This window comes from Paraburkholderia sp. SECH2 (genome assembly GCF_030464795.1).
GTDB classification, from domain to species: Bacteria; Pseudomonadota; Gammaproteobacteria; order Burkholderiales; family Burkholderiaceae; genus Paraburkholderia; species Paraburkholderia aspalathi.
Genome location: NZ_JALPRH010000023.1, coordinates 17,856 through 44,181, shown reverse-complemented (window position 1 = coordinate 44,181; position 26,326 = coordinate 17,856). Strand labels below are relative to the sequence as shown.

Sequence of the window (26,326 nt, the reverse complement as noted above, 5' to 3'; positions counted from 1 at the left end):
TCGAAGCAAATCAGTATCGGTCAGCCCCACGCAGCAGACTCGACGCGCGACGGCGCAGGGGTGCCGTCGTCTTGAGATTTCAACAACATTGGAGACGAGAAAATGAGCGCACGGTTGAATTGGGCCAGAGGTGGCCATTCATGGTACCGGCTGTTTTGGTGGACGCTTCCGTCGCTTGCGGCATGTGTGTCGGGCGTGTCGTATGCGCAGAGCTCGGTCACCCTGTATGGGATCATCGATACCGGCGTTGAATATGTGACGAACGTCGGTGCTCAAAAATCCAGCTCGGTGCACATGCCGTCTCTCACGGCATCGCTGCCATCGCTGTGGGGTCTCCGTGGCAAAGAGGATCTGGGTGGTGGTCTGAGTGCGGTTTTTGTATTGGAGTCGGGGTTTGCTCCAGCGCAGGGCACGCTGAATCAAGGGGGACGTCTGTTCGGCAGGCAGGCCTACGTCGGGCTCGCGGGGCGGTGGGGGACGTTGACCCTCGGGCGGCAATATTCGCAAATCTTTTGGGCGGTATTAACGGGCGACACGCTGGCGCCGAATATCTTTGCCGCCGCCGATCTTGACCCCTACTTGACCCAGCCGCGCGTCGACAATTCGATCGCCTATACCTTCACGTCGTCGGGACTGACTGTGAGCGCGATGTATTCACTGGGACGTGACGTGGCCGATAGTGCGCCGGCCGGAGGGTGCGCCGGCCAATCGCCGACTGACTGGCGGGCCTGCAAATCAATGTCCGCGATGGTGAAATATGACGCCGGGAAATGGGGTGCGGCAGCGGCCATCGATCGCAACTACGGTGGGGGCGGCACCGGCTCGCCCTTGCCACTTAGCTCTCAAACCGATACACGCGCCGTCATCGACGGCTATGTGAAGTTTGGCAATTCGACTCTTGGCGCGGGATTCCAGCACCGGATCAATCACGGCGTGCAGACGCCGAAAATTTTCGACGCGACCAGCAACTATTGGTGGGTCGGTGGTTCCTATTTGCCCGTTCCATATATTTCGCTCGACGCACAGTTCGGCCATATGACCGTGAACAATGACGCCGGGGGCTCCGTGATCGCCGCGCGCGCCATGTATTTCCTGTCCAAGGGCACCGCGGTGTACGTCACGGCGGGGCATGTGTTTAACCAGCGTAACGCAGCGTTCTCGATTGACGGCGGTGTGGTTCCGCCTGCTTCGACGCCATTGCCGGGCGTGGGTCAAACCGGTGCGATGGTGGGTATTCGACACCTGTTCTAAATGTGATTTTTTTGCTCGATTGCATTGTTAGGATAACAATATGTTCTATATGAAATCCCGATTCCATCAACTGATACTGGTCGCCACAGCTGCCATGTTGCCCTTTCTGGGTGTTGCGCATGCGCAGGTCGATACGTCGAAAAGCACGGTGACCGCCACCTCGAAGCAGATGAACGTGCCTGTCGACGGGACCTTCAGGAAGTTCACTGCGCAGCTTGTCTTCGATCCGGCCAGGCCGACGGCAGGCAGCGCGCAACTGAGCATCGACACCGCCAGCTACGATCTCGGCGACCAGAGCTACAACCAGCAGGTGCGCGGCAAAGATTGGTTCGACTCGGCGCAGTTTCCCAATGCCACATTCGTCTCGAGTTCTATTGCACCGGCCGGCGGAAACCAGTTCAAGGTCAGCGGCAAGCTGACCATCAAGGGCAAGTCGGAGAACGTGACGGTGCCGGTCAGCGTCACGCAGCAGGGTGCGGTGCAAACCTTCGACGGTACCTTGCCGATCAAGCGTAGCCAGTTCGACATCGGCACAGGCGAATGGAAAGACACGTCGGTCGTCGCCGACGAAGTGTTGATCAGGTTTCACATTGTCGAAGCCAAAAAATAAGCAGCAAACCGCTCAGAACACCCAGGAGAGAATCACAATGAAGAAGCAATTTTTGACCGTAGCGATCGCTGCTTTGGCAGCCGGCACATCGTTCGGCGCAAAGGCAGCGGAGACCACGTATCAACTGGATCCCACGCACACGTACCCGAGCTTTGAAGCCGATCACTTCGGCGGCGTCTCGATCTGGCGCGGCAAGTTCAACAAGAGCAGCGGCAGGGTGACGATCGATCGCGAAGCCAGAACCGGCACGCTGGAAGCGACAATCGACATGACGTCGGTGGATATCGGCAACGATGCGCTGGATACGGCGTTGAAGAGCTCGAAATTCTTCGATGCCACTCAATTCCCAACTGCTGTTTACAAGGGCACGTCGATGACGTTTAAGGGCGATGTGCCGGTCGAAGTGATCGGCGAGTTGACTCTGCACGGCGTGACAAAGCCGTTGAATCTGAAGATCGAATCGTTCAAGTGCTTCCAGAACCCGCTGCTCAAACGCGAAGTGTGCGGCACGGAATCGACCGCGAGTTTCGACCGGTCGGATTTTGGCGTTGACATGGGCAAGACGTACGGCTTCAGGATGCAAACGGTGCTGCACATCCAGGCTGAAGGTATCAGGCAATGAGGTAGCATCGCCCTGCAACGCCCCGATCGCCTTGGTAAGGTTATCCACAGAAAATGTTCATATCCTTGTGGACAAGTCCTGGCCAAACCCCCCCCCCCCCCCCCCCCCCCCCCCCCCCCCCCCCCCCCCCCCCCCCCCCCCCACATCCAGGCAGACCACCGGCAACGCGCCGCTCATTCCACCGGCGAGGCCAGCAGCGACACCGGCACACCGTGACAACTCACCCTGGCCACAAGCGCCGCGCCGAGGTCGGCGCTTGCTTTTGTGTGCGCGTCGAACGACGACTCTTCCTTGTCGACCCGCAGAATGTTAATTGGCCACGACGCTCGGGAGAGCCGTTCATGCGCAAAGGACCCGACCCACAGCGGCGTGGAGGACACGCCGTTCTCCACGGCATAGCCGCTCGGCCAGAAACGCAGAACGTCGCGTTCGTCGCGCGTGTCGCCGGGACGCATGAAGACCAGCGACGAAGGCACGCCGTTGTTCAGCTTCGGCAATACCGGCAGCGAGGTCGCCGCGACGTTCGGTGAAGCAAGCGAGAGCAGGCTGCGCGCGGACAGGTCCGTGCCTTCGATCCATCCCTGGGCGCGCAGTTGTCCCTTGATCGAATCGAGGTTCGACACCCATTGCAGCGTGAGTGGTTCCTTGTGGTCGCCGCCCATATCCGAGCGATAGCATGGCAGTCTCTTCCACAGCGACACGGTCCACTGCGCTTGCGTGACCAGCACGGGCTGTGGGCGCGGCATGTTGTCCGGCGGCGCTGTCGGGGGATTGATGCTCAGTTGCACGCCCACGCTCACGAGCATGACCACCAGAACCACGACCGGCATGAAGCCGCGTGAGGGCGGCACGGTCGGATACCGCAATATCGCAGTCAGTGAGACGATGGCTACCCACATGTACGCGAGCGCGGCGCCGCCGATGGCGTCCGAGACCCAGTACCTGCCGAAGTAAAGTCCTGCGAGCGCGACCACGATCACGACAACCATACTCGCGGTCGCCACGAGCAAACCTTCCAGCATGCCGACCCTTCGCACGAGCAGGAACGCAAGGAAGCCGTAGACGATCACCGTCGCGGCGACGTGATTGCTCGGAAACACGTACGCGTCGGACAGGAGTTCATTGGGCGGCGCGCGGTGCATGGCGAACTGCAGGGCAAAGATCAGCAACTGGGAAAAAACGACCGCGGCGAGCCAGTAGCCGATGGCGCGCCAGCGCCGCTCAAGCAGCATCCACACCACCACCGTCACGACCACTGCCGTCAGCGTGAAGACGCTGCCGAGTGTCGCCACGCCTGCAAGAACCGTGTCGCTCCAAGGCGTGCGCACCGATTGCAGGAAGTGATAGACGGACAGATCGACGCTCACCAGCGGATCGCCGCTGACGACGTCTTCGAGCACGCCGAAGAAGAGCGCACCCGCTGCCAGCACAACCACCGACGTCAGCAAGATGCTGCTGGCATCCGGCTGTTCGGGGTCGAGCAGCCGCCGCGCGAATCGGCCGAACGGGCCAGGGTGGCGGCACGCCCAGCTTCCCAGATAGCGGCCCGCCGCGCTAGACCACGCACTCGCATGCGAGACCAGAAACTCCATCGCGCGAAAGCTCAGCCAGACGATGCCGACCAGCAACGCGATGATGACAACGAGGCGGAACGACACTGCGCCGGCCAGCAGCACCGAGGCGCCGAAGACCACGCCCGGCAGGATATGCGCGGGGGCCCATAGCAGTGCCGACAGCACGTTCATGCAGTAGAAGCGCAACGGCGTCATACCCAGCATGCCGGCCACCACCGGCACGATCGCTCGTAATGGTCCGACGAAGCGGGCAAACACGACACCTTTGGCGCCGTGTTTCTGAAAGAAGCGGTGGCCGGCGTCGAGTATCTGCGGGTGGGTGCGGAACGGCCAGAACTGGACGATCCTGTTCTTGTAGCGGCCACCGATCCAGAAGCTCATGCCGTCCCCGGCGATGGCGCCGGAGATCGCCCACAGGAACACCCAGCCGAGGCTCAGTGAACCCGTGCCGGCCAGTGCGCCGGCGAGGAACATCGCGGTGCTGCCCGGGATGAAGGTGCCGATGACGGCGATGGCCTCCAGAAAGGCCGCAAGAAAGACGACCGTGAGCATCCACGCCGGATGACCGGCAAGCAGGTGCAAAAGGTGGATGTAGGCATGCTCCATCGTGCGCGATCAGCCGTTCTGGCGTAACGGTTGATCATAACGCGCGCGGCGCTGCCGCACATTTTTGCCGGCAGGCATCGGGCGAGATGCCGGCGCACAATCTCACGAAGCCGTCAGCAAATCGCCAGATGCGTTCATCCGTTAAGAAGCCGTCAACGAATCACCGGATACGTGGACCCGCTCGCCGATCTGGACGTCCGGCTGCGTCGGGTAGCTGAAGTTGCGGTAGCTGCCGTCCTGCATGCGCACTTGAACCTGATAGGTGGTCTGCTTGCGCACGGCGTGCTCGATCCCGTTGCCGGCAAGACCTCCGCCGACAGCGCCCGCGATGGTGGTGAGAATCTTGCCCCGTCCACCGCCGATCTGATTGCCGACGAGGCCGCCGGCGACCGCGCCACCCAGCGCGCCGAGCCCGGTAGTCGGCTCAGGCGCCTGCACCGTGTTGATGGCGACGACTTCGCCCGCATAAGGATCGGCAACCGGCCTTGCCGGCGCGGGTTCGTAGGGTGCCTGGTAGCCCTGATTGTTTGCGTACCTCGGTGTCGGCGCGACGGGCGTGCTGTGCGTGTGATGCACAGGTGGCCGTGCCGGTGCGGCTTGCTGGACCGTTTGCTGAACCGGGGCCGCCTGGGGCGCGGCGACCGGTGCGCTGGCAACTTGCGCCGCGACCGTGGTGGCCGGCTGCGCGGGCTCGGTCACGGCGCGCGAGGTAGGCAGAAGGCCAGTCATCGCCGCGATGCCGGTGGCGCTCGCAAGGATGACGGCGACCGCCGCGCCTGCGACCAGGGGATGAATGCGGTTGCGCTGCGGATTACTGGAAGTGAGGTTCGTGTTCATTGCGGGCTCCGCGGGTAGATGCCTGCAATAACGCCTCAGCAGCGCGGCCGGTGGACGCCGGACGCATGCTGCTTTGTAAGCATTTGTACAACTTGCCGATGAAGATCGGCTCGCTCAGATTTCGTCGGTAAATTCGTCGAGGAAGCGCTGCAGACGGTCGTGGCGAATCTTCGCCAGACGCGCGCCGGTTGCTGTCTGGAAGCCTGACGCGAGTTTCAGCAGCTTGGTATGGAAATGGTCGAGCGTGTACGCGGTGTCGTCTAACGGACGCTCCGCCGCGTGCGGGTCGGCCGGGTCGTACAAGGCGCGGCCCATCCGGCCGGCCACGTAGAAGCAACGCGCGACACCCAGCATTCCAATTGCGTCGAGCCGGTCGGCATCCTGCAGCGTTTTTGCTTCGAGCGTGGTCGGCGCGACGCCGGCCGAAAAGCTATGCGCCTCCACCGCGTGCGCCGCGGCCTGAATTTTCGCGTCCGGCCAACCGAGCGACGCCAGCACGCGCGCGGCTTTTTCCGCTGACAGCCGCGAGGCCTGCGCGCGCAGCGGTGAATTCTTCTCTACTGCGACGCAGTCGTGCAGCAACGTCGAGGCGAACAGCACCTGTGCATCGCCGCCTTCTCCCGCCTGGATGGCGGCCGCGTTTTTCCAGACTCGCTGCAAGTGTGAGGTGTCGTGGGAGCCGTCGCCGTTGTCGTCGCACGCGTGAGGCAACAGGATTGCGGCGAGGTCCTGAAATGGAGCGAAGGCAGGTTTTGTCATGGTGTCGGGCGAGAAAAAGAGCCGCCGATTATCGCCGATCGCCGATCAATCCCTGAATTTCAGCGATGAACAAAAGTGGTTGACGGGCAGTCTTACTGTTTGACCGGGTTCCTTTGCGAGCATCGTTGGCTCGACATCGCTACGATGTGCGGAAGCATGGGCCGGGAAATTCGACGGCATGATGGAGTGGGCTATGAGAATCGTAACAAAGACCATGTTGGCCGCGGCGCTGATGATGGGTCTGACGGGCGCGGCTTGCGCTCAATCGGCAAACCTCAGCACCAACGGTATGGTCGGTTTGCAAGCCGGTGGGATGAATGGCGCAGGGCAGGGAACGGGTTTGGGGGCGGGCGCGGCCGGGCTGAGCCCAACGCCAGGCGGGGGCACCGTGGGCCACGCCCCAGTGATCGGAGGAACTGGCGGCACGGGATCGGGCCCGGCGCTCAACAACATGCGGGCGAACGGCACGAGCCTGAATATGAGCCCGGATCCTCGCGCACCGAACGTAACGGGAAAAGCGTTCGGACAGTAGCAATCACTCGGCCTGAACCAGTTGCAGAACAATGCGCTTCGCCGAGGCGAGATGTTCCACCGTCATCGATCGCGCGAGGCGGGCGTTGCCCGCCTCGCATGCTTCGAGAATCTTGAGATGCTCGTCCTGGAACGCCGGAGTATCGGCAAGCAGCGTGCTTTGCAATCGCTCGTAGCGCTCGACCTGAGTGCGCAGCTCGCGGATCGCTTTCAATTGCCGGCCGTTTGCGCACGGCAGGTATAGCAGTTCATGAAACTCGCGATTCAGTTCACCCTGTCTTTGCGCGGTATCGGCATCTCCCAGAAGCCGATGAACGAGTTCGGCGCGCGATAACGTCTCACTGTCCATGCGTTTGACCGCGTGGAAAATGGCGTCGCCTTCAAGCAAGATGCGCAGGCCGTAAATCTCGTCCAGGTCCGACTCGGTCAAGGTGCGCACGACCGCCCCGCGATTGCGCATGAGCTCGACCAGTCCTTCACCCTCGAGCTTTTGTATGGCCTCTCTCATCGGCACCCGGCTTACGCCGAAGCGATCGGCGAGTTCACGCTCGACCAGCCGTGCGCCATCCTCCAATTCGCCGGTCGCGATCAGTTCACGCAGTGAGACGGCGATGGCATCGGCCGTCGAATCCAGTTTGTGATCCATGTGTCGGGTCCCTGTCGTTTGGAATAATGGTATACCAAAATAGGTTTGCGCAGCTAGAATGCACCTGTTGCGAAATCAAATCCGGGTCAACAGCGAGGGAGATCGGCATGGCGTACGGCGAGCACAAATACGCGGTATCGGTGCAATGGACAGGCAACCGCGGCAGCGGCACCTCGGGATACCGCGAATATGGTCGTGACCACATCATCGCTGCGGGAAATAAGCCCGACATTCCCGGCTCATCGGACGCAGCGTTTCTCGGCGACGCGAACCGGTGGAACCCGGAAGATCTGCTGGTTGCCTCAGCGTCCGCCTGTCACAAGCTCTGGTATCTGCATCTTTGTTCGGATGCGGGCATCGTTGTTTTGAGCTATCGCGACAATGCGGAAGGCACGATGCTCGATAGTCCGGAGCAGGGCCGTTTTTCACAGATCGTTCTACGGCCGCATGTCGTCATTCGGGCAGGCGGTGATCTCGAACTGGCCGGGCGTTTGCATCATGCGGCGCATGAGAAGTGCTATATCGCGAACTCGGTTAACTTTCCGATTCTGTGCGAGCCGGCTATCGAAATGGATGGGAACTGACGCTTGTGCGGCGCAAGTGATTCAGCATAGCGAGCGTTCGGCGTCGCATTGCCAATTGCTTCACACCTTCATGTGCGTCGCACCATGCCATCAAAAATGATGGATTTATTGAAGTAAAAAAACTTGCATTTCGTACAGAAAAAGCTACCTTCATAAAACAAAACGACTTCTGGCTCGGCACCGGAGGAGACACATGCCGGCTACACGTATGATGATTGCGCGTCGTGCGGGCGTTAGCGTGGCCACGGTCGATCGTGTGTTGCGCGACGATCAGGCCGTGCGTCCGGAAACTGCCGAGCGCGTTCACCTTGCGCTGGCCACGCTGCGCGACGAACGCGCGAGTCGCGGCCGCCCGGCGAAAGCCGGTTCGTTTCGCGTCGCCTTTGTGCTTCCCCAGATCAACTCGCGCTTTCTCGATCATGTCGAGCGCGGTATTGCGCTCTCCGCCAGCTTCTTTCGCGAACACCGCATCATCCCTTCGTTCTATCGCTGCGATTTTTCCAGTCAGCGCGACACGGCCACATTCGCCGAACAGGTGGCCGGCTACGACGCGCTCGTGCTCGTGCCGCTCGACTATCCATGGGTAGAACGTCTGATTGAAGACATGAGCGCGGCGAACGTGCCTGTCGTCACGGTGTTCTCCGATCTGCCCTCGAGCCGTCGCGCCGCGTATGTCGGCGTCGATAACCGGATCGCCGGTCGTACGGCCGGTTTGTTGATGGGCAGATTTCTCGGTTCCCGCATTGGCACGGTGGCGGTGCTTTCCGCCTCGTCACGCCTGCATGATCAACTGGAACGGCGCACTGGTTTTTCGCAGGTGCTGGAAGAGGATTTTCGCAATCTGCGCTGGATCGCCGAGCCCGATTTCGCCGAAGACGACGACGGCGCGGGTCTCGCCGCGCAGGGTTTGCTGGCACGCCATCCGGATCTGGTCGGCGTCTATGCAACGGGCGGCGGCATCTCCGGGATCGCCGCGGCATTGCAGGAATCCGGCGACAAGACCCGTCTGGTTGTGATCGGCCATGAATGCACCGCGGAGACCCGCAGCCAGCTCACCGAACGCGCGATCGATGTGATTCTCGATCAGGACGTGCGAGGCATCGTGCACTGGGCCGGCCTTGCCGCGATTAATTTTCTCAACGACGTGCGTGGCGCGCTCGCCATCCCAACGCCGGAGACCCGAATTTATCTTCGTGAGAATGCGCATGCCTGAAGCTCGCGACACGCGGATTGCCGTCTGAATCCGCTGGAGCCGAAACACGGTGCCCGGCGCATGGGCGCTGTTCCATATCAGGTTGGAGACCCGAGAAAGACAAGGAGAAGACACATGTTACGTCTTACGTCAGCAAGGGTAGTGGCGGCGGCCATCGTATCGCTGGGATTCGGCATGGCGACAGGCGCGCAAGCACAGGACAAGCAGTTGACATTATGTTGGGCGGCATGGGATCCAGCCAACGCACTCGTCGAATTGTCGAAAGATTTCACGAGCAAGACCGGCATCAAGATGAAGTTCGAGTTCGTGCCGTGGACCAGTTACGCCGATCGCTTCATCAATGAACTTAATTCGCATGGCAAACTATGTGATCTGATCATCGGCGATAGCCAGTGGATTGGTGGTGCGGCGGTTAATGGGCACTACGTCAAGCTCAACGATTTCTTCGTGAAGAACAAGATATCGATGGACGACTTCGTGCCGGCGACGGTGGTCGGTTATTCGGAGTGGCCGAAGAATACGCCGAACTACTGGGCATTGCCGGCAATGGCTGACGCGGTCGGCTGGACATATCGCAAGGACTGGTTCGCGCGTCCGGAGTTGCGCGCGGAGTTCAAGCAAAAATATAAACGCGAACTCGAACCGCCCACCACGCTGGATGAGCTCAAGCAAACCGCCGAGTTCTTCCAGGGCCGCAAGATCGACGGCAAGACCGTGTATGGTGCGTATATCTTCACCGAGCGCGGTTCCGAAGGCATCACGATGGGCGTGACCAACGCGCTCTATAACTTCGGCTTCGAATATCAGGACCCGAAGAAGCCTTATCACCTGGACGGCTTTGTCAATTCACCGGGCGCGATCAAAGGGTTGGAGTTCTATAAGGCGCTCTACAAGTGTTGCACGGCACCTGGAATGACCAACGCGTACATGCAGGAAGGACTCGACGCGTTCAAGTCAGGCCAGGTGGCGATGCAGATGAACTGGTTTGCGTTTTTCCCGGGACTCTATAAAGACCCGAACGTCGGCGGCGACAAGATCGGGTTCTTCGTCAATCCGCGTGAGTTGAAGCAGTTCACCCAACTGGGCGGGCAGGGCATCTCGGTCGTTTCGTACTCGGATCATAAAGACGACGCGCTCGAGTACATCAAATGGTTCGCGCAGCCGGATGTCCAGAAGAAATGGTGGCAATTGGGCGGTTATTCGGCGGCGAAGTCGGTGGTCGATGCCCCGGACTTCCCAAAGAGCGCCCCGTTTGCACCGGCCTTCCTGAAGTCGATGGCGATCGTGAAGGACTTCTGGGCGGAGCCCGCTTACGCCGAACTGCTGCTCGACATGCAAAAGCGCGTGCATGATTACGTGGTGGCCGATAAGGGCACGGCCAAGGAAGCGCTCGATCTCCTGGTGAAAGACTGGAACAAGGTCTTCAAGGCCGAAGGCAAGAACTAGCGCGTTTCCCGACTGGACCGGCGCCGCCTGCACGGATTGCCGCCGGTCCGCTTAAAGGAGTCAGGCATGTTGGCAAACAAGCCTTTTCCGTCGGCTGGGCTCGAGTCAGGCGCACGGGCGCGCGTGAGCACGCGCCTTGCCGGGCTATCGGACAGAACCATCGCGTGGCTGTTCATTCTTCCGACGATCCTGCTGCTACTCGCCATCAACATCTTCCCGTTGATCTGGGCATTGCGTCTCTCGTTCACGAATTTCAAGTCGAATATGCCGAGCGTGCCGGCGCACTTTGTCGGCATCGACAACTACGTCGATATTCTCACCGACGAAGACATCTGGTACGCCATGCAGGTCACGGCGCGTTTCGTGTTCTGGTCGGTCGGACTGGAGGTGCTGCTCGGCTTCGGCCTCGCATTGCTGATCAACCGGCAGTTCCGCGGGCATAGTTTCTGGACCACGTTGATCCTGCTGCCAATGATGCTTTCGCCCGCCGTGGTGGGCAATTTCTGGACCTTTCTGCTGCAACCGCAAACGGGTCTTTTCAACGATATCGTCAGCTTCTTCACCGGCATTGCGCCCGGGTCGTTCCAGATGATCGGCGACGTCTCGCTTGCACCGTGGACCATCGTGATGGTCGATACGTGGATGTGGACACCTTATGTGATGCTCATCTGCCTCGCGGGTCTGCGTTCGATTCCCGACTACATCTACGAAGCGGCGGAAGTGGATCGCGCCACGCCGTGGCGGCAGTTCTGGTCGATCACACTGCCGATGACCTTGCCGTTCCTGATGCTGGCGGTGCTGTTTCGCGGCATCGAGAACTTCAAGATGTTCGACATGGTGAACCTGCTGACTTCCGGCGGACCGGGCTCGGTAACCGAAACCGTGTCGATCACGCTAAAGCGCGCCGCATTCGAGAAGTGGCAAACCGGTTATTCGTCGGCACTGGCCATCATTCTCTTCGTGACGGTGTTCGGTGCGGCGAACATCTATGTGAAGGCACTCAACCGGGTGAAACAACGATGAGACCGACTGCCAGTCAATATTCGGTGGTGGCGTCGTCGCCGCGCGGCAAGCGCTTCGCCGCCGCGGCCGTCATTACGTATGCATTGCTCGCCACCTTGCCGATGGTGTGGATCTTCCTGACGAGCTTCAAGACCCAGGAAGACGCGATCGCCTATCCGCCGGTCGTGCTGTTCCAGCCGTCCATGGAAGGCTACGTGAACCTGTTTACGATCCGTTCGCGGCAGACGCCGGAATTCATCGCCAGTCTGCCGCCTGCGCAAACCTGGTATGAGCGCGACGTGCGCAAGCGCGGCATGGTGATCGCCGGACCGTCGAAGGTGTTGCCGCGCTTCGTCAATTCGCTCGTGATCGGATTCGGTTCGACTTTCCTCGCGGTGTTTCTCGGCACGCTCGCGGCGTATGCCTTTTCGCGTTTCAAAGTCCCCCTCGCCGACGACCTGCTGTTTTTCATCCTGTCGACTCGCATGATGCCGCCGATAGCGGTCGCGATTCCGATCTACCTGATGTATCGCGCGTTGGGCCTGAGCGACAGCTATGTCGGCATGATCGTGCTTTATACGGCAGTGAATGTCTCGTTGGCGGTGTGGCTGCTGAAGGGCTTCATGGACGAGATTCCGCGCGAATACGAAGAGGCGGCGCTGGTGGATGGCTACACACGTCTGCAGGCCTTCGTCAAAGTCGTGCTGCCGCAGGCAATCACCGGCATTGCGGCAACCGCGATTTTCTGTCTGATCTTCGCGTGGAACGAGTATGCGTTCGCGTCTTTGCTGACAAGCGGCGATGCGCAGACCATGCCGCCGTTCATTCCGTTCATCATCGGCGAAGGCGGGCAGGATTGGCCCGCTGTTGCGGCGGCGACCACGCTATTCGTACTGCCGATTCTCTTCTTTACTGTCGTGCTGCGCAAACATCTATTGCGCGGTATCACATTTGGAGCGGTGCGCAAATGAAACGTGATTTCGTTCTCACGCAGAGGCGATGGCTGCGCCGCGGCTATAGCGAAACGGCCTCCACCTTGCTGATCGGCGCCGGCATGGCGATGCTGGTTCAGCCGTTTTCGCTGGCGCTGTTCACGTGGTCATTTCCGGTCATTCTGGTGGGCGCACTTGCGTTCCTCGTGACGAGCCATTTCCCGGAATAGCGCCATGTCGACCATCGTGCTTGCCAACCTCCATAAACGCTTCGACGATTTCGTCGCGGTGCGCGGCACCAGTCTGACGATCGATGCGGGACGCTTTGTCGTACTGCTCGGTCCGTCGGGCTGCGGCAAGACCACCACGCTGCGGATGATCGCCGGGCTCGAATTGCCGACCTCAGGGCAGATTCTGATCGACGGCGAAGACGTGACGGCGCTGCGTGCACGTCAGCGCGATATCGCGTTCGTGTTTCAGATGTTCGCGCTGTATCCGCATATGACGGTCCGCAACAACATTGCATTTCCGCTGAAGAACGAGCATGTGTCGCGCAAGGAAATCGCGACGCGGGTCGATGCAGTCGCACACATGCTGCGCATCGAGGACATTCTCGATCGCAAAACGGGCGGGCTGTCGGGTGGTGACCGGCAGCGCGTCGCGCTCGGCCGCGCGATCGTGCGGCAGCCGAAGGCTTTTCTGATGGACGAGCCTCTTGGGACGCTCGATGCGGACTTCCGCGAGCTGATGTGTCTTGAACTGCGCAAGCTGCATAACGCGCTCGCGGCAACGACGGTTTATGTGACGCACGACCAGAGCGAAGCCATGGCGATGGCCGACGACATTGTCGTGATGAACAAGGGCGAAGTGCTGCAAGCCGGGCCGCCACATGAGATTTATCATTTTCCGGCCACCGTGTTCGTCGGCAACTTTATCGGCAGTCCGCCGATGAATTTCCTGCCGGTCGATCGCGGTGTCGACGCGGGTAGCGAAGCGGTACAACTTCACGGCGCCACGGTGTCGGTGCCACGTTGTGAGGCGGCATCCGAGCGAGTTCTGCTTGGCATTCGCCCGGAACATGTGATGCTCGACGAGCGCGGTCCACTGCGCGGCAAGGTCATCGCGGATGAATATCTCGGCTCGCATCAGGTGCTGGTGATTGAAACCGCGTTGGGCGTCGTGCGCGTGCGGGCGGGCAAGGACGATGGGTTGCCTGCCGGATCACCGGTCGGTTTGTCGTTTCGCAAGGAGCGCACACTGCTGTACGACGCGCAAACGGGCCGCCTGCTGCCACGCGCCACTCAAACGATTCCCGCATACGGAGAGGCTCATGGCTGAAATCCAGTTACGCAATGTATCGAAACGGTTTGGCGACATCCACGCTGTCGACGATCTTTCGATCGACGTCGATGATGGCGAGTTCATCGTGTTGCTTGGGCCGAGCGGTGCGGGCAAGACGACGACGCTGCGTCTGATTGCCGGGCTGGAACGACCGGATACCGGCGATGTACTGATCGATGGCGCCATTGCAACGGGCGTGCATCCATCGGATCGCGACGTCGCGTTTATCTTCCAGCAATACTCGCTCTATCCGCATCTGACTGTGTTCGGCAATCTGGCTTTTCCGCTGCGCTCGCCAAGAAGACGCAGCAGCGAGGCCGAGGTGCGAGCGCGAGTCCACGCGGTGGCCGAGATGCTGCATATGGAATCGAAGCTCGACAATATGGCGACACACCTGTCAGGCGGCGAAATGCAGCGCGTGGCGATAGGGCGTGCGCTCGTGCGGCAACCCAAGGCATTTTTAATGGACGAACCGCTGTCGTCGCTCGACGCAAAGCTGCGCGAAGAGTTGCGTATCGAACTCAAGCGCCTGCATCGCACGATCGGCGCAACGATTGTTTACGTTACGCACGATCAGGTCGAAGCGACGACGCTCGCGGATCGTATCGGCATTCTCGAACATGGGCGTCTGGTACAGCTCGGCACGCCGCGCGAGGTCTACGGCAATCCGGTTTCGCTCGGTGCGGCGCAGCGGCTGGGCTCTCCGCCGATCAACCTGCTGCCGCCGGCGCTGTTCGATTCGGCGTACATGCCGGCGGGTACGGCCACAGTGGCAATCCGTCCCGAGGACGTGGTGCTGCATGACGGGGACACGCGGGATCAACGTGATGTTTCAGGCGCACAGGACGCGTTGAATCTGAAGGTGCTCGAATACTCGCCACTGCGGCACCTGCTGATCCTCGATCGCGCAGGGACCGCCGTCGTGGCAACGACAGTGGCGGAGCGCAATTTCACGCCCGGGCAATCGGTCGGCGTTTCGCTGCCGGCGCGCAGCCTTTTATTTTTTCGTGCCGACGGCAGGAGGATAGCGACATGAACGGCAAAACGGTCATGGCGTGCATCGACGCCGCATATGCGTCGCTGAAGGAACATACTGACGAGATCGCTTTGCTCGACCAGCAGATCGGCGATGGCGATCACATCTTCAATCTGCTGCGAGGCATGGAGGCTCTGCTCGCTGTGAGGTCGGACATCGAAGGCGCAGCATTCGGCCCCGCGCTGGAAATCGCGGCATCCAAGGTGCTCTCGACAGTAGGCGGATCGTCGGGGCCATTGTTCTTTTCGCTGCTGAGCGGCATGTCTAAAGCTTCCGAACGACATGCACTGGATACAGCGGGCTTTGCGCACGTTTTTGCCGCGGGGGTCGAAGCGGTCGGTCAACGCGGCAAGACCGGTGTGGGCAGCAAAACGATGATGGACGTCCTGATCCCGGTCGCGAAGCGTTTCGACGAACTGGCCGCACAGGGTGCGACCGCAGAAGAGGTGCGCGATGCGTTGCCGCGGGTCGCGGAGGAAAACATGCTCGCTACCCGCGATATGCTGGCGACCAAAGGGCGGGCGTCGTTTCTCGGCGAACGGTCGCGTGGGCACATCGATCCGGGAGCGCGTTCGAGTCAGATCATGATTGCGTCGGTATGCGCGCGCCTGGCGCTTCATAACGAGTGAAGGAGCGAGAGACCGTGAAAAAATTCATGAATCATGTGGACGATTTTCTCACCGAGAGTCTGGCGGGGTTCGCCGCTGCGCACAGCGACCTGGTCGTGCTGAACACTGAGCCGGTGTTCGTGCGCCGTAAGGTGTTGAAGCCCGGAAAGGTTGCGCTGATTTCGGGTGGCGGCTCGGGCCATGAGCCTCTGCACTCTGGCTTCGTCGGTTATGGGATGCTCGATGCAGCCTGTCCGGGGCAGATTTTCACGTCGCCGACCCCCGACCAGATGATGGCTGCGGCAAAGGCTGTCGATACCGGCGCAGGCGTGCTGTTCATCGTGAAGAACTACTCCGGTGACCTGATGAACTTTGAAATGGCGTCGGAGATGTCCGAGCTGCCGAATGCAATGGTGCTGATCAACGACGACGTGGCCGTGGAGAATTCGAGTTACACGACAGGGCGGCGCGGCGTGGCCGGCGCCGTGATCGTCGAGAAACTGGTTGGCAGTATGGCGGAGAGCGGCGCGGATCTCGAGCAATGCAAGGCCTTTGGCGACCGCATCAACAAGCGCACCGCGTCGATGGGCGTGGCGTTCACCAGTTGCACGGTCCCGGCGGCCCGTACGCTAACGTTCAAAATCGGCGACGACGAGATCGAAGTGGGCGTCGGCATTCATGGTGAGCCTGGGCGTCGGCGCGCGAAGTTCGCACCCGCTGACGCGATTGCGGGCGAATTGCTGACGGCGATTGCTGAAGATCTGAAGCCGGCGGCAGATGCTGAATTACTTGTGCTCGTCAATGGGCTCGGTGGTACGCCGCTTGGAGAACTGTATCTGCTCTTCAATTCCACGCGTACGTGGCTCGAACAGCGCGGGCTGAATATCGGTCGGGTGCAGGTAGGCGCACTGACGACTTCGCTGGAGATGGCTGGTGCATCGATCACACTGTGCGTGCTCGACGATGAGATGAAGCGCCATTGGGACAGCGCAGTGCATACGCCGGGATTACGCTGGGGTGTGTAATGCGAAGGTCCGCCGTTTGCCCGCCGCTCACCGGAGTAACCGTGAGCAGGCGGGCAGCATTGGCTCAATGCAGCAACGTCATCTGCACGACCTTTACGACAACGAGTGCGACCGCCACGATCAGGTAGCCGCGCAGCACGCCCATCCAGATGCGTTTGGATAGATTCAGTTGCGGCGCCGGCAGTTCTTCGAGAGGCGGCATGCGCCACGTATTGCGTGCTTCTTTTGAAAACTGCTGCTCGCTACCGGAAGCCTGGGCAATCGCGGAAGCCGTTGTATCCGTCGATGCGAGCCGCAGCCTGCGAACCGTCACGGTTGCAACGTAGCCGACTACGGCCAGTAGCGTGCCTCCGGCCAGTACTTCAATAATCGCTTCGCCGGTAATGTCGGGATACAACACCGATGCAGTGAGGATGATGGAGAGCATGACGAGCACCCAGACAACGGCGCCTGTAAAGAAGTTGAGTTTCTTCGAGTTCACCCACGGACCAAGAACGGCGCGGTCGTTGCACAACAGCAGCAGGAACACCGTTGCACTCGGAAGCAGCACGCCAGCGAGCGTTTGCACGGCTTCAGTCAGAAGACCGAGCGGGCTGCCGGGAATCAATACCAGCGCAGCCGCGCCCGAGATAATGCCGAAGTAGACGAGGTAGAAGCCCTTCGCGTCGGTCACACCACGATGCAGCGAGTGGCGGATCTTGAACACGTCGCCGATTGCGTATGCGGTGGACAGCGATACAGCTGCCGCGCCGATAATGCAGGCGTCTAGCAGCGCGATCGCGAAGAGAACCGCGGGTGTGCGGCCGGCATATTTTTCGAGGCCGGCGATCACGCCGCCCGCATCCGTGAAATTGCCGAACTCAGGTTTGCCTGCATACAGTGCAGCACAGAACGAGATCATGGCCACCGCACCGATCATCACGAAGACGATACCGATCCACAGGTCGGCTTTCTCATACTTCATGAAGCGCGGCGTGATGCGTTTATCCACGATATAGCTCTGCTGGAAAAACAGCTGCCAGGGCGCGACCGTGGTGCCGACAATGCCGATCACGAGCAACATCACATCGCTCAGTTTCGAATTGGCGGGCCAGCCTGGAATGAAGAAATCGTGCGTCATCTGCGCAACCGGCGGATGAATCGACACCAGTACCGGTACCAGCAGCAGGCTCAGCAGACAGAGTGCGACCGCGAAGCGCTCAAAGCGCCTGAAGTTACCCGTGCTGACCGCGGCCATCGTCACTGCCGCGGCGATGCAGACCCCGGTCACTTTCGAAATGCCGAAGAAATCCAGCACGAACGTGATGCCGATGAACTCGGTCACGATGGTGAGCGCGTTCAGGATGAACAGGTCGACGACGCTGAATGCGCCCCAGAACTTGCCGAAGCGCTCGAAGATCAGTCGGGCATGGCCGACGCCGGTCACGGCGCCGAGACGCAGCACCATCTCCTGATTGACGAAGAGAACGGGCACGAGCAGCAGCATGGTCCACAGCAAGGTGGTGCCGTAATTCTGTCCTGCTTGCGTGTAGGTGCCGAAGGCGCCGGCGTCGTTGTCACCGACCATTACGATGAGACCAGGGCCGAGGATAGCGAGCAGCGTCCGGATGCGGGCCCACCAGTTGTTGCGCGGGGCGGTGTCGTGGTGCGCGATGGTGCCGAGCGCGCCTTTGATGTCGCCGAGATGGGCTTCGTCGAGAACAGCGCTGCGTGGTGGTGAGACGTTAATTGGAGTGGACATTTTTAACCGCCTTGGCAGTGTGGTTTGAATGCAGTGGCGCGCCTTCGGAATCCGCAGTACGCGTGTCGTCGAATGGGCTTGAGCGACGGCGACGCGTGCGGATCGCGAAGACGTGCGGGTACTGTCAGTGGCTATTAGGGAGCCGAGTTGAGAAGAGCGCCTTGACACGGTGCCAGGACATGGCGAGCCAGTGCGGTTTGATGCTGTGAAGCGCGAGTGCAGCGTCGCTGTGGATATGCGTTTGCTGCAGGGTCGGTACGAGGACGGCGATGTACATGGTATTTCTCCGGTGCGTATGGCTTGACGCGAGTTGCGGAAAGCCAGCAGACACGGAGTGCGGCCGGCACTATGCGCGCGGCGGCGAACGTCTACCTGCTTTCCTCAGGAAAAAGAAAAATTGCACGGCAATAGAGCGGCATAAGGGATAACTGTCACTGTCGGGCATGGCGGCTCCTTATCGGTTTTGTTTATCGACGTTGCTGATCTGCATTGCTATTTGCGTTCGTCAGGCACGTGCTTGTCCACGCGCTCGGCCGCGCCGGATTCGAACGAATCGAACCGGCGTGAGCGAACGCTGCCGCGAGTGGATGCTCGCGACGCGATGCCATACGGTTGCGGGACGTGCGTAAGCACGGCGCGGCCGAATGGCGCTAGTTAAGGTGCACGGGGAGAGTTACTTGTTACGGCGCGCACCGTCTGCCTGCTGGCAAGACGGCGGCTGAGAAAAGAGAGCGCGGGCGTCGGGCCGGTCAGGCAGTGAAACTGTTCGAAGATCGACTACTGCTGGTGTCCAAGGCAATGGCCCCGTTTGTGATGACGGGCGAATTTTAGGCACTCCCGCAAGCAGAAGTCAACATGCTTCGTTAAGCGAAGCAAATATTCTTTTCTTATGCGTGCGACAACGCACTTCGCTATCTCTGGCGGGGCTGAGCCTTTCAGAAGTGGCAGGAAGGACAGGGGAATGAAGGGCGCGGACGCAGCCTTAAATAACGTAACGACGGGTAGCGGCAGGGCAACGCCAAGGGCAGGCAACCGGCTCGCCTGGAAATTCGGAGTGCGATCTCTTTTATGTGATTTTCACTTGCGATTTTATGAATGTGTCCCGGCCGGCAGGCGGAATTCCGGATCCGGGCAATCCGTCCAACGCGTCGGTAACGAAGCCATCTTCGGGTTGCGGACCCCCTATCGTTTTCCGAGTGGATAGAGTGGCTGTTTCGATCCGGTTCTGAACGCATTAGTGCGTTGAAACGAGGATTCAGCGGTGCGGGAGTTCCAGTTCCAGGACGTTAATACGCAACTAACGGTCAGGTCCGGCCGCCCCCGCCAAGTAACGCGACGCCCGCCTCGGTGGAAACTGAAGACGGCCGCCGCTCGCGTCCTACGCAGCAGCTATGCAGTGAAGAGACCGGCTATGCCACTCAACGATTGCCGTCAAGCAGATCGCCAAGCAATTCGTCGAAGGCGGCTTGGGCATCTTCGAGCTCCTGCAATGCAGCGTCGAATGTTTGCAGCGCGAACTGCGAAGGCTGGCCGCTGCCGGCCGGCGGGAATTGCGATTGCAGCGACGCGAAGGCTGCCTTTACCCGCGTGGTTGCAGTCAAGACGCGCTCCATCGCGGCTGATTCTTCGGCTCTTGCCTGTTCGTGATCCATGAAAACTCCGTGCTCGTCTGGTCGGCTCGCGCCGTATCAAATGCGTGACTATGCCACGTCCGCGTTCAGGACAGCGGCAGGCCGCCGTTAGCCTTGATTTCCCGTAGCGACAACGCCGATTCCACCGACGTCACGCCCGGCAGGCTGCGCATCTCGTCGCGCATGAACGTGCCGTAGTCGTCGAGATCGCGCGCGACCACCTGCAGAATATAGTCGGCGCTGCCCGACACGTTGTGGCACGCGAGAATTCGCGGGATTGCCTGCACCTCGCGCTCGAAACGGGTGGCCACCGCGCGGTCGTGCACGGCAAAACGCACATAGACAAACGCGACGACGCCGAGGCCGAGGGCGGAGCGCGAAAGCATCGCGCGGTACTGATCGATGTAGCCGTCGTTTTCGAGGCGCTTGAGGCGGCGGGCGCAAGGCGTCTCGCTCAGGCCGACCAAGTCGGCCAGCCGTGCGTTCGACATGCGGCCGTCGTTCTGCAGCGCGGCGAGGATCGCGCGGTCTGTTTTATCGAGGTCGGTTGTCATGGTTTTGAGGTGTTGACAGTGCGTTGGCGGAAAACATGACTCGGGAGTGGAATATTAGCGTATTCCTTCAAAGACGAAGCCACTGCCCCTGTATTTCGCCAGCAAACCCTCCACGGACGACGGCAAGATAGAGCCCTTAAAACAAGAGGCTTCTATGATTTCCGCACACCTTCTGGTCGTTTATATCGCTGCGTTGTTTGTGGTTTATGCGGTGCCTGGACCCGACATGGCGCTGGTTCTGCAGACCAGTATCGGACGCGGCGTGCGCAGTGGTTTCGCCGCGGCTGGCGGCCTTGGGGTGGCGCGGGCCACACACGTCACATTGTCGGCATGCGGGGTGGCGGCGCTGCTGCGCAGTGCGCCCTGGTTGTACGACGTGGTGCGTTACGGCGGCGCGGTTTATCTCGCGTGGGTTGGCATCCAGATTTTCCGCTCACCTGTATTCGCATTGCCCGAAGGCGGTGTGATGGGCGCCGAGTCGCGGCCGTTGCGGACCGCTTTCGTCAAGGGCTTGCTGACCAATCTGTTGAACCCGAAAGCACTGCTGTTCTGCTCGGTGCTATTGCCGCAGTTCGTGCGTCCTGCGGCCGGACCGGTTGCGCTGCAGATGGTCGAACTGGGTTTGGTGCTGCTTGCCATCGGCGCATGTTTCGACGTCGTGTACGCGATTGGCGCGGCGCGCATTGCCGGGTGGATGAGGGCTCATCCTCTCGCGCAGACACTGCAGCGTTGGACTTTCTCAGCGGCGCTGATCGGCTTTGCGTTGCGGCTTTCGCTGGACTGACTGACTTCCGAACTTCCGCACTTGCGGATGTCGGCATCAAGCTGATGTGATGCCCATGACAGGTAGCGAATAGAGCAGCGAGGCGCGGCACTCGACGCATGCATCATGCCCACGCGCGAAGTGAGTGTGTTAAAAAAGCCGATAGGCAGCCGCGCACCGTTCCGCGGCAAAACAACCGCTCGCTTCCATCTGTCGATGAAAACTTTTCTGCTTTATGCCGTGACCGCCGTGGCTGAGATCGTTGGGTGCTATTTGCCCTGGCGTTGGCTGAAGGAGGGGGGCTCCATCTGGCTGCTGGTGCCCGGCGCGCTCAGTCTTGCCTTGTTCGCCTGGCTGCTGACGTTGCACGGCACCGCCGCAGGCCGCGTGTATGCGGCTTACGGCGGTGTGTACGTGGCGGTGGCGATCGTGTGGCTATGGGGCGTCGACAAAGTGCGCCCCACGCTGTGGGATGCGGCTGGCGTGGTATTCACCCTGGCCGGCATGGCGATCATCGCGTTCCAGCCGCGTGTGTGATGTCGCAATCACATGTCACCCACGCCACAGCGAACACGCCTTCTTACTTGGCGCCGCCCAGATAGTCGAGCTTGCCAAGTTCGACACCGTTGTGACGCAGAATGTCGTATGCCGTCGTCACGTGAAAATAAAAGTTCGGCAACACGAAACCGAGCAGATATGACAGCCCTGTGAACTCGATTGGGCCAACGCGCATTTTCAGTGTGATCGGCCGTTCTTCAGATCCGTCGATCTGTTGCGGATTGAATTCCTTCAGATAATCAATCGTCTTTTGAAGGCGGGCATCGAGTTCCTCGAAGGTCTGTTCGACGTCGTCGTACTTCGGCGCTTCGACGCCGGCCAGACGCGCCGCGCAGCCCTTTGCCGTGTCGCTCACGATATAGACCTGGCGCAATAGCGGCAGCATGTCCGGTGCGAGCCGGGCGTTCGTGAGCACGGACGGGTCGATCTGTTTCTCTGCAGCGTGCGCCTCGGCCTTGCCGAGGATGACTTGCAGGTTAGTCATGCCGCGCACCAGCACGGGCAATGATGCTTGATACATCGAAATTGACATGGGGATCCTCTGATTCTTCGATCGTGCGCGCGGGTGGCGCGCGAGGCGCTGCGACGGCTGGATTGCCGCTTCAGCATCATAGCGCGGGTGCTGCGCGATGCGCATTGATCGAACGCGACGTTAGCCATTCGGACAACTGCCGCGCATGCCGGAACTGTGTTCGAATGCATGGGTCGGACGGTTTGGCGAAGTCCTTGAAACAGCAATCCGTCGCTGGCCACGCGGCGGAGAGTTCGTGCAGGCGCGTGCCGTGCTTGGGGTCCACCTTGCGGCCCGCGCCGTCACGCTAACAGGAGAATCGATACCATGGTCAATAGACAACCGTTGCCAGGCAGCGAGCGCACGGCGGAACAAGGTTCGACAGTCGTTGGGCAATGCGATCCGGCAGAACGGATCGAGGTTTTCGTGCTGCTGCGCCGTCCACACCAGGCGCAGTTCGATGCACTGATGAGCAAGATCGAAGCGGGCGACCCGAGCGTCAAACCTCTATCGCGGGAGGCCTTTGCAAAAGATTACAGCGCCACTCCGGACGACATCGCGAAGGTCAAGGCTTTTGCCACTGCACACGGTCTGACGGTGGCGCGGGAAGATCCGGCAGCGCGCCAGGTAGTGCTGAGCGGCACGATCGCGCAGTTCCAGACCGCCTTCGGCGTCAAGCTGGAACATTACCAGCACCACACTGCGGGCCAGTTCCGCGGCCGCACCGGCACGATCAGTGTGCCGGACGATTTGCACGGCATCGTGCAAGCCGTGCTCGGCCTCGATAACCGGCCTCAGGCGCGGCCGCACTTTCGCATCCGGCCGCCGTTCCAGCCGGCCAAAGCGCATCAGGCGTCCTTTACGCCGCTGCAGCTCGCGTCGCTGTATCAGTTTCCGCAAGGCGACGGCAGCGGCGAATGCGTCGGCATCATCGAGCTCGGCGGTGGGTACAACACGTCCGACCTCAAGAGTTACTTTGCGAGCCTCGGCGTCGCTTCACCCAAGGTGAAATCTGTCGGTGTCGATCAGGGTAGCAATCAGCCGAGCGGCGACCCGAACGGGCCTGACGGCGAAGTCACGCTCGACATCGAAATCGTCGGTGCGATTGTGCCTGGCGCAACGATCGCGGTCTATTTCACACAGAACAGCGATGCAGGTTTCATCGACGCAGTAAGCCGCGCGGTGCATGACACCACCAACAAACCCTCGGTCGTCTCGATCAGTTGGGGCGGCCCGGAGGCGAACTGGACCAGCCAGTCGCAGCAGGCGTTCAACAGCGTGCTGCAAACGGCGGCAGCACTCGGTGTGACGGTCTGCGCGGCGTCGGGCGACAGCGGCTCGAGCGACGGTTCCAGCGGCGATCAGGTCGACTTTCCGGCGTCGAGCCCTTACGTGCTGGCATGCGGCGGCACGAGCCTGACCGCGTCGGGCACATCGATTTCTCACGAGGTGGTGTGGAGCGACGGCGCACAGGGCGGCGCAGGCGGCGGTGGCGTGAGCCGGACCTTTCCGGTGCCGGTGTGGCAAAAGGGTCTGTCGGCCACTTCATCGAGCGGCGCGAAGACGGCGCTCAGCGGGCGCGGCGTGCCGGACGTGGCCGGCGATGCATCGCCCATCACCGGCTATAGCGTATTGATCGACGGCACGCAGACGGTGGTCGGCGGCACCAGTGCGGTTGCGCCGCTGTGGGCGGCGTTGATTGCGCGGATCAACGCGGCGAAGGGGCAACCGGCTGGTTTCATCAACCCGAAGTTGTATAAGGCGCCGAGTGCGCTCAACGACATCACCCAGGGCAACAATGGCAGCTTCGCCGCGTCGCCAGGCTGGGATGCGTGCACGGGACTCGGCAGTCCCAATGGTCAGAAGGTGGCGGCGGCACTATAGTCTGATGAGTCGCGGTTCAGTTCGGAAGACGCCTCGCTGATTGCCAGCTCCGGCGCTGACCGGCTGTCCGCGCTTGGTCCCGGTACGTTGCGTTCAGGCCGCAGGCGGTTCGGTGCTTGTCTTCAGGAGGCGCAGGCAACGCAGGACACACGAGTGACATCAAGAGACATCGAGACACATCCAGAGAGACACACCAAGACACACCAAGACTTTAACGAATCCATGGAGCGATCATGACGAACACCGAGTCAGCTTCCGTTAGTCCGCAGTCGTCACACAACACGCATGCTTCGTCCGCAACGGCCGCCGCCGGTGCGTCGCACAAAGGCGGAGATCAGCCGTTCTTCGATCCGGTCGCTTATGGCAACGGACCGGACGATTCCGTCACCGATACCACTGAAACAGCCGCGGTCACGCACCATTCGACCACGATCGGCGGCCAGAAGATCAACTACACGGCGACGGCGGGTCACCTCGTCATTGTCGACCCAAGCAGTTCGCAGCCTGAAGCCAAGATGTTCTACGTCGCGTTCACGCAGGACAGCCAGAAGGAGGAAACCCGCCCGGTGACGTTCTTCTACAACGGCGGCCCGGGTTCGTCGTCGGTGTTCGTGCTGCTGGGCTCGTTCGCGCCGCGCCGCATCAAGACGTCGATGCCGGGCTTTACGCCGCCCGCGCCGTATTCGATGGAAGACAATCCGGACAGCCTGCTCGACAAGAGCGACCTCGTCTTCATCAATCCGGTCGGCACGGGCTACTCGGCGGCCATTGCGCCGAAAACGAACCGCGCCTTCTGGGGTGTCGACCAGGACGCCGACTCGATCAAGCAGTTCATCAAGCGCTTTCTCACGAAAAACAATCGCTGGAATTCGCCGAAGTACCTGTTCGGCGAGTCTTACGGCACGGCGCGCAGTTGCGTGCTGGCGTACCGGCTGCACGAAGACGGCGTCGATCTGAACGGCATTACGCTGCAATCGTCCATTCTCGACTACACGCAATCGGGCAACCCGGTCGGCGCGTTGCCCACCACCGCGGCGGACGCGTGGTATCACAAGAAGCTCGGCATTGCACCGCGGCCGACCGACCTCGGCACGTTTGCCGAAGAAGTGGCGCAATTCGCGCGCACCGACTATCTGGCGGCGCTGCGCAAGTTTCCGACGACCGATTCCGCAACGGTTGAAAAACTCAGCGAATACACCGGTATCGACAAAACCACCTTGCTCGCCTGGAGCCTCGATATCGCGTCGTACGACAGCCGCGGCAATTCGCTGTTCCTGACCACGCTGCTGAAATCGCAGGGTCTCGCGCTCGGTGAATACGATGGCCGGGTGACGGCGATCAACACCGGCATCGCCGGCAAGATCGACCCGAATTCCGGTGGCAACGATCCGACCATGACGGCGGTGACCGGCGTCTATACGACGATGTGGAACGTGTATCTGAACGAGCAGTTGAAATACACGTCGAATTCGGCGTTCACGGACCTCAACGATCAGGCATTTCAGTATTGGGACTTCAGCCATATCGATCCGACCGGCGCGCAGAAGGGGCTGGACGCGAAGGGCAACATCATTCTGTACACCGCCGGCGATCTTGCCGCCGTGATGGCGCTCAATCCTGACCTGAAGGTGCTGTCGGCGAACGGGTTCTTCGACTACGTCACACCGTTCTACCAGACCGTGCTCGATCTGCAGCAAATGCCGCTTGTCAGTCAGCAGGTCCGGCAGAATCTGTCGGCGCGTTTTTATCCGTCGGGGCATATGGTCTATCTCGACGGCGGTTCGCGTACCGCGCTCAAGGCGGATCTCGCCAAGATGTACGAGACGACAGTGTCCAACACCCAGGCGCTCTTCCGTATCCGCGCCTTGCAGGCCCGGGTGGTGCAAAAGCCGAAGTAGGTTGCGGTCGCGCGGTGCCTGGGCCGCGCCTGAGCGAGGCTCAGGCAGCTGCGTTGCCTTTGTACGGTGTTTCGGCACGGTCCTGCTACCTGTATCCGTGCAGGCCAGGGCCGCGCCGGCGTTCGCCTGCGAGTGCATTGGGACGCACCTTCACTAACCTGCG

26 protein-coding genes are annotated in these 26,326 nt (G+C 60.9%); 18 read left to right on the top strand and 8 right to left on the bottom strand.

What is annotated here, in order from left to right:
* The first annotated feature begins 102 nt into the window (after nt 1-102).
* From M0D66_RS29185 to M0D66_RS29175, 3 genes are read left to right on the top strand one after another with little or no spacing between them, the layout of a single operon-like run.
* On the top strand, nt 103-1,251 hold the full coding sequence (locus M0D66_RS29185; RefSeq protein WP_266212347.1) for a porin: 1,149 nt from the start codon (nt 103-105) through the stop codon (nt 1,249-1,251).
* A gap of 49 nt (nt 1,252-1,300) precedes the next feature.
* The gene (locus M0D66_RS29180) at nt 1,301-1,861 is read left to right on the top strand and encodes a YceI family protein (RefSeq protein ID WP_093633230.1); all 561 of its coding nucleotides are present in this window, start codon (nt 1,301-1,303) and stop codon (nt 1,859-1,861) included.
* A 37-nt stretch (nt 1,862-1,898) separates the two neighbouring features.
* Complete coding sequence (locus M0D66_RS29175; RefSeq protein WP_093632821.1) at nt 1,899-2,483, top strand: YceI family protein; 585 nt, start codon at nt 1,899-1,901, stop codon at nt 2,481-2,483.
* Nucleotides 2,484-2,656: 173 nt separating this feature from the next.
* Here the strand turns inward: M0D66_RS29175 and M0D66_RS29170 are convergent, their stop codons facing one another.
* The 3 genes from M0D66_RS29170 to M0D66_RS29160 form a co-directional block, all read right to left on the bottom strand.
* Nucleotides 2,657-4,663: a bifunctional DedA family/phosphatase PAP2 family protein gene (locus tag M0D66_RS29170; protein ID WP_266212346.1), complete on the bottom strand. Its 2,007-nt coding sequence runs from the start codon at nt 4,661-4,663 to the stop codon at nt 2,657-2,659.
* A 141-nt stretch (nt 4,664-4,804) separates the two neighbouring features.
* Nucleotides 4,805-5,500: a glycine zipper 2TM domain-containing protein gene (locus M0D66_RS29165; protein ID WP_093632819.1), complete on the bottom strand. Its 696-nt coding sequence runs from the start codon at nt 5,498-5,500 to the stop codon at nt 4,805-4,807.
* Nucleotides 5,501-5,614: 114 nt separating this feature from the next.
* Entirely contained in the window at nt 5,615-6,259 is a 645-nt protein-coding gene (locus M0D66_RS29160) for an HD domain-containing protein (RefSeq protein WP_266212345.1), read from the bottom strand.
* A gap of 193 nt (nt 6,260-6,452) precedes the next feature.
* Between M0D66_RS29160 and M0D66_RS29155 the strand changes: the two genes are divergently transcribed.
* The gene (locus tag M0D66_RS29155; RefSeq protein ID WP_093632817.1) at nt 6,453-6,791 is read left to right on the top strand and encodes a hypothetical protein; all 339 of its coding nucleotides are present in this window, start codon (nt 6,453-6,455) and stop codon (nt 6,789-6,791) included.
* Between the two features lie 3 nt (nt 6,792-6,794).
* Here M0D66_RS29155 and M0D66_RS29150 read toward each other — a convergent pair whose 3' ends face one another.
* Nucleotides 6,795-7,436 carry a GntR family transcriptional regulator gene (locus M0D66_RS29150; RefSeq protein ID WP_266212344.1) on the bottom strand — a complete coding sequence of 214 codons (642 nt, stop codon included), beginning with the start codon at nt 7,434-7,436 and terminating at the stop codon, nt 6,795-6,797.
* 107 nt (nt 7,437-7,543) lie between these two features.
* On the opposite strand from M0D66_RS29150, the gene M0D66_RS29145 reads away from it, so the two are divergent.
* From M0D66_RS29145 to dhaK, 10 genes are all read left to right on the top strand, one after another.
* Nucleotides 7,544-8,020 (top strand): OsmC family protein, encoded by a 477-nt coding sequence (locus M0D66_RS29145; RefSeq protein ID WP_256457833.1) that lies wholly within the window; start codon nt 7,544-7,546, stop codon nt 8,018-8,020.
* A 193-nt stretch (nt 8,021-8,213) separates the two neighbouring features.
* Complete coding sequence (locus tag M0D66_RS29140) at nt 8,214-9,233, top strand: LacI family DNA-binding transcriptional regulator (RefSeq protein WP_200651320.1); 1,020 nt, start codon at nt 8,214-8,216, stop codon at nt 9,231-9,233.
* Nucleotides 9,234-9,347: 114 nt separating this feature from the next.
* Complete coding sequence (locus M0D66_RS29135) at nt 9,348-10,679, top strand: ABC transporter substrate-binding protein (RefSeq protein ID WP_093632814.1); 1,332 nt, start codon at nt 9,348-9,350, stop codon at nt 10,677-10,679.
* A 66-nt stretch (nt 10,680-10,745) separates the two neighbouring features.
* The gene (locus tag M0D66_RS29130) at nt 10,746-11,702 is read left to right on the top strand and encodes a carbohydrate ABC transporter permease (protein ID WP_154564339.1); all 957 of its coding nucleotides are present in this window, start codon (nt 10,746-10,748) and stop codon (nt 11,700-11,702) included.
* The gene (locus M0D66_RS29125) at nt 11,699-12,652 is read left to right on the top strand and encodes a carbohydrate ABC transporter permease (RefSeq protein ID WP_200619633.1); all 954 of its coding nucleotides are present in this window, start codon (nt 11,699-11,701) and stop codon (nt 12,650-12,652) included. Before M0D66_RS29130 ends, M0D66_RS29125 begins: the two co-directional genes overlap by 4 nt.
* A complete protein-coding gene (locus M0D66_RS29120) occupies nt 12,649-12,843 on the top strand; it encodes a hypothetical protein (protein WP_266212343.1) in 195 nt (64 codons plus the stop codon). The genes M0D66_RS29125 and M0D66_RS29120 overlap by 4 nt, the downstream gene beginning before the upstream one ends.
* A gap of 4 nt (nt 12,844-12,847) precedes the next feature.
* A complete protein-coding gene (locus M0D66_RS29115) occupies nt 12,848-13,951 on the top strand; it encodes an ABC transporter ATP-binding protein (RefSeq protein WP_266212342.1) in 1,104 nt (367 codons plus the stop codon).
* Nucleotides 13,944-14,990 carry an ABC transporter ATP-binding protein gene (locus M0D66_RS29110; RefSeq protein WP_266212341.1) on the top strand — a complete coding sequence of 349 codons (1,047 nt, stop codon included), beginning with the start codon at nt 13,944-13,946 and terminating at the stop codon, nt 14,988-14,990. Before M0D66_RS29115 ends, M0D66_RS29110 begins: the two co-directional genes overlap by 8 nt.
* The gene (gene dhaL, locus M0D66_RS29105; protein WP_256457836.1) at nt 14,987-15,619 is read left to right on the top strand and encodes a dihydroxyacetone kinase subunit DhaL; all 633 of its coding nucleotides are present in this window, start codon (nt 14,987-14,989) and stop codon (nt 15,617-15,619) included. Before M0D66_RS29110 ends, dhaL begins: the two co-directional genes overlap by 4 nt.
* A 14-nt stretch (nt 15,620-15,633) precedes the next feature.
* A complete protein-coding gene (gene dhaK / locus M0D66_RS29100) occupies nt 15,634-16,623 on the top strand; it encodes a dihydroxyacetone kinase subunit DhaK (RefSeq protein ID WP_266212340.1) in 990 nt (329 codons plus the stop codon).
* Nucleotides 16,624-16,687: 64 nt separating this feature from the next.
* Here dhaK and M0D66_RS29095 read toward each other — a convergent pair whose 3' ends face one another.
* The 3 genes from M0D66_RS29095 to M0D66_RS29085 all read right to left on the bottom strand — a co-directional run bounded on the left by M0D66_RS29095 (nt 16,688) and on the right by M0D66_RS29085 (nt 20,549).
* The gene (locus M0D66_RS29095; protein WP_266212339.1) at nt 16,688-18,364 is read right to left on the bottom strand and encodes an NRAMP family divalent metal transporter; all 1,677 of its coding nucleotides are present in this window, start codon (nt 18,362-18,364) and stop codon (nt 16,688-16,690) included.
* Nucleotides 18,365-19,782: 1,418 nt separating this feature from the next.
* Nucleotides 19,783-20,016, bottom strand: coding sequence for a hypothetical protein (locus tag M0D66_RS29090; protein WP_054039234.1), 234 nt, complete (start codon nt 20,014-20,016; stop codon nt 19,783-19,785).
* 65 nt (nt 20,017-20,081) lie between these two features.
* Nucleotides 20,082-20,549 (bottom strand): Lrp/AsnC family transcriptional regulator, encoded by a 468-nt coding sequence (locus M0D66_RS29085; RefSeq protein WP_211702799.1) that lies wholly within the window; start codon nt 20,547-20,549, stop codon nt 20,082-20,084.
* A 154-nt stretch (nt 20,550-20,703) separates the two neighbouring features.
* Between M0D66_RS29085 and M0D66_RS29080 the strand changes: the two genes are divergently transcribed.
* Both M0D66_RS29080 and M0D66_RS29075 read left to right on the top strand, forming a co-directional pair.
* Nucleotides 20,704-21,333, top strand: coding sequence for a LysE family translocator (locus M0D66_RS29080; protein ID WP_093632806.1), 630 nt, complete (start codon nt 20,704-20,706; stop codon nt 21,331-21,333).
* 195 nt (nt 21,334-21,528) lie between these two features.
* Complete coding sequence (locus M0D66_RS29075; protein WP_175050059.1) at nt 21,529-21,849, top strand: YnfA family protein; 321 nt, start codon at nt 21,529-21,531, stop codon at nt 21,847-21,849.
* 43 nt (nt 21,850-21,892) lie between these two features.
* Here M0D66_RS29075 and M0D66_RS29070 read toward each other — a convergent pair whose 3' ends face one another.
* On the bottom strand, nt 21,893-22,402 hold the full coding sequence (locus M0D66_RS29070; protein WP_093633227.1) for a DUF1993 family protein: 510 nt from the start codon (nt 22,400-22,402) through the stop codon (nt 21,893-21,895).
* Nucleotides 22,403-22,708: 306 nt separating this feature from the next.
* Here M0D66_RS29070 and M0D66_RS29065 point away from each other — a divergent pair, with 306 nt between their 5' ends.
* Nucleotides 22,709-24,265, top strand: coding sequence for a protease pro-enzyme activation domain-containing protein (locus M0D66_RS29065; protein ID WP_266212338.1), 1,557 nt, complete (start codon nt 22,709-22,711; stop codon nt 24,263-24,265).
* Between the two features lie 233 nt (nt 24,266-24,498).
* Nucleotides 24,499-26,163 carry a S10 family peptidase gene (locus M0D66_RS29060; protein ID WP_200619624.1) on the top strand — a complete coding sequence of 555 codons (1,665 nt, stop codon included), beginning with the start codon at nt 24,499-24,501 and terminating at the stop codon, nt 26,161-26,163.
* The last annotated feature ends 163 nt before the right edge of the window (nt 26,164-26,326 follow it).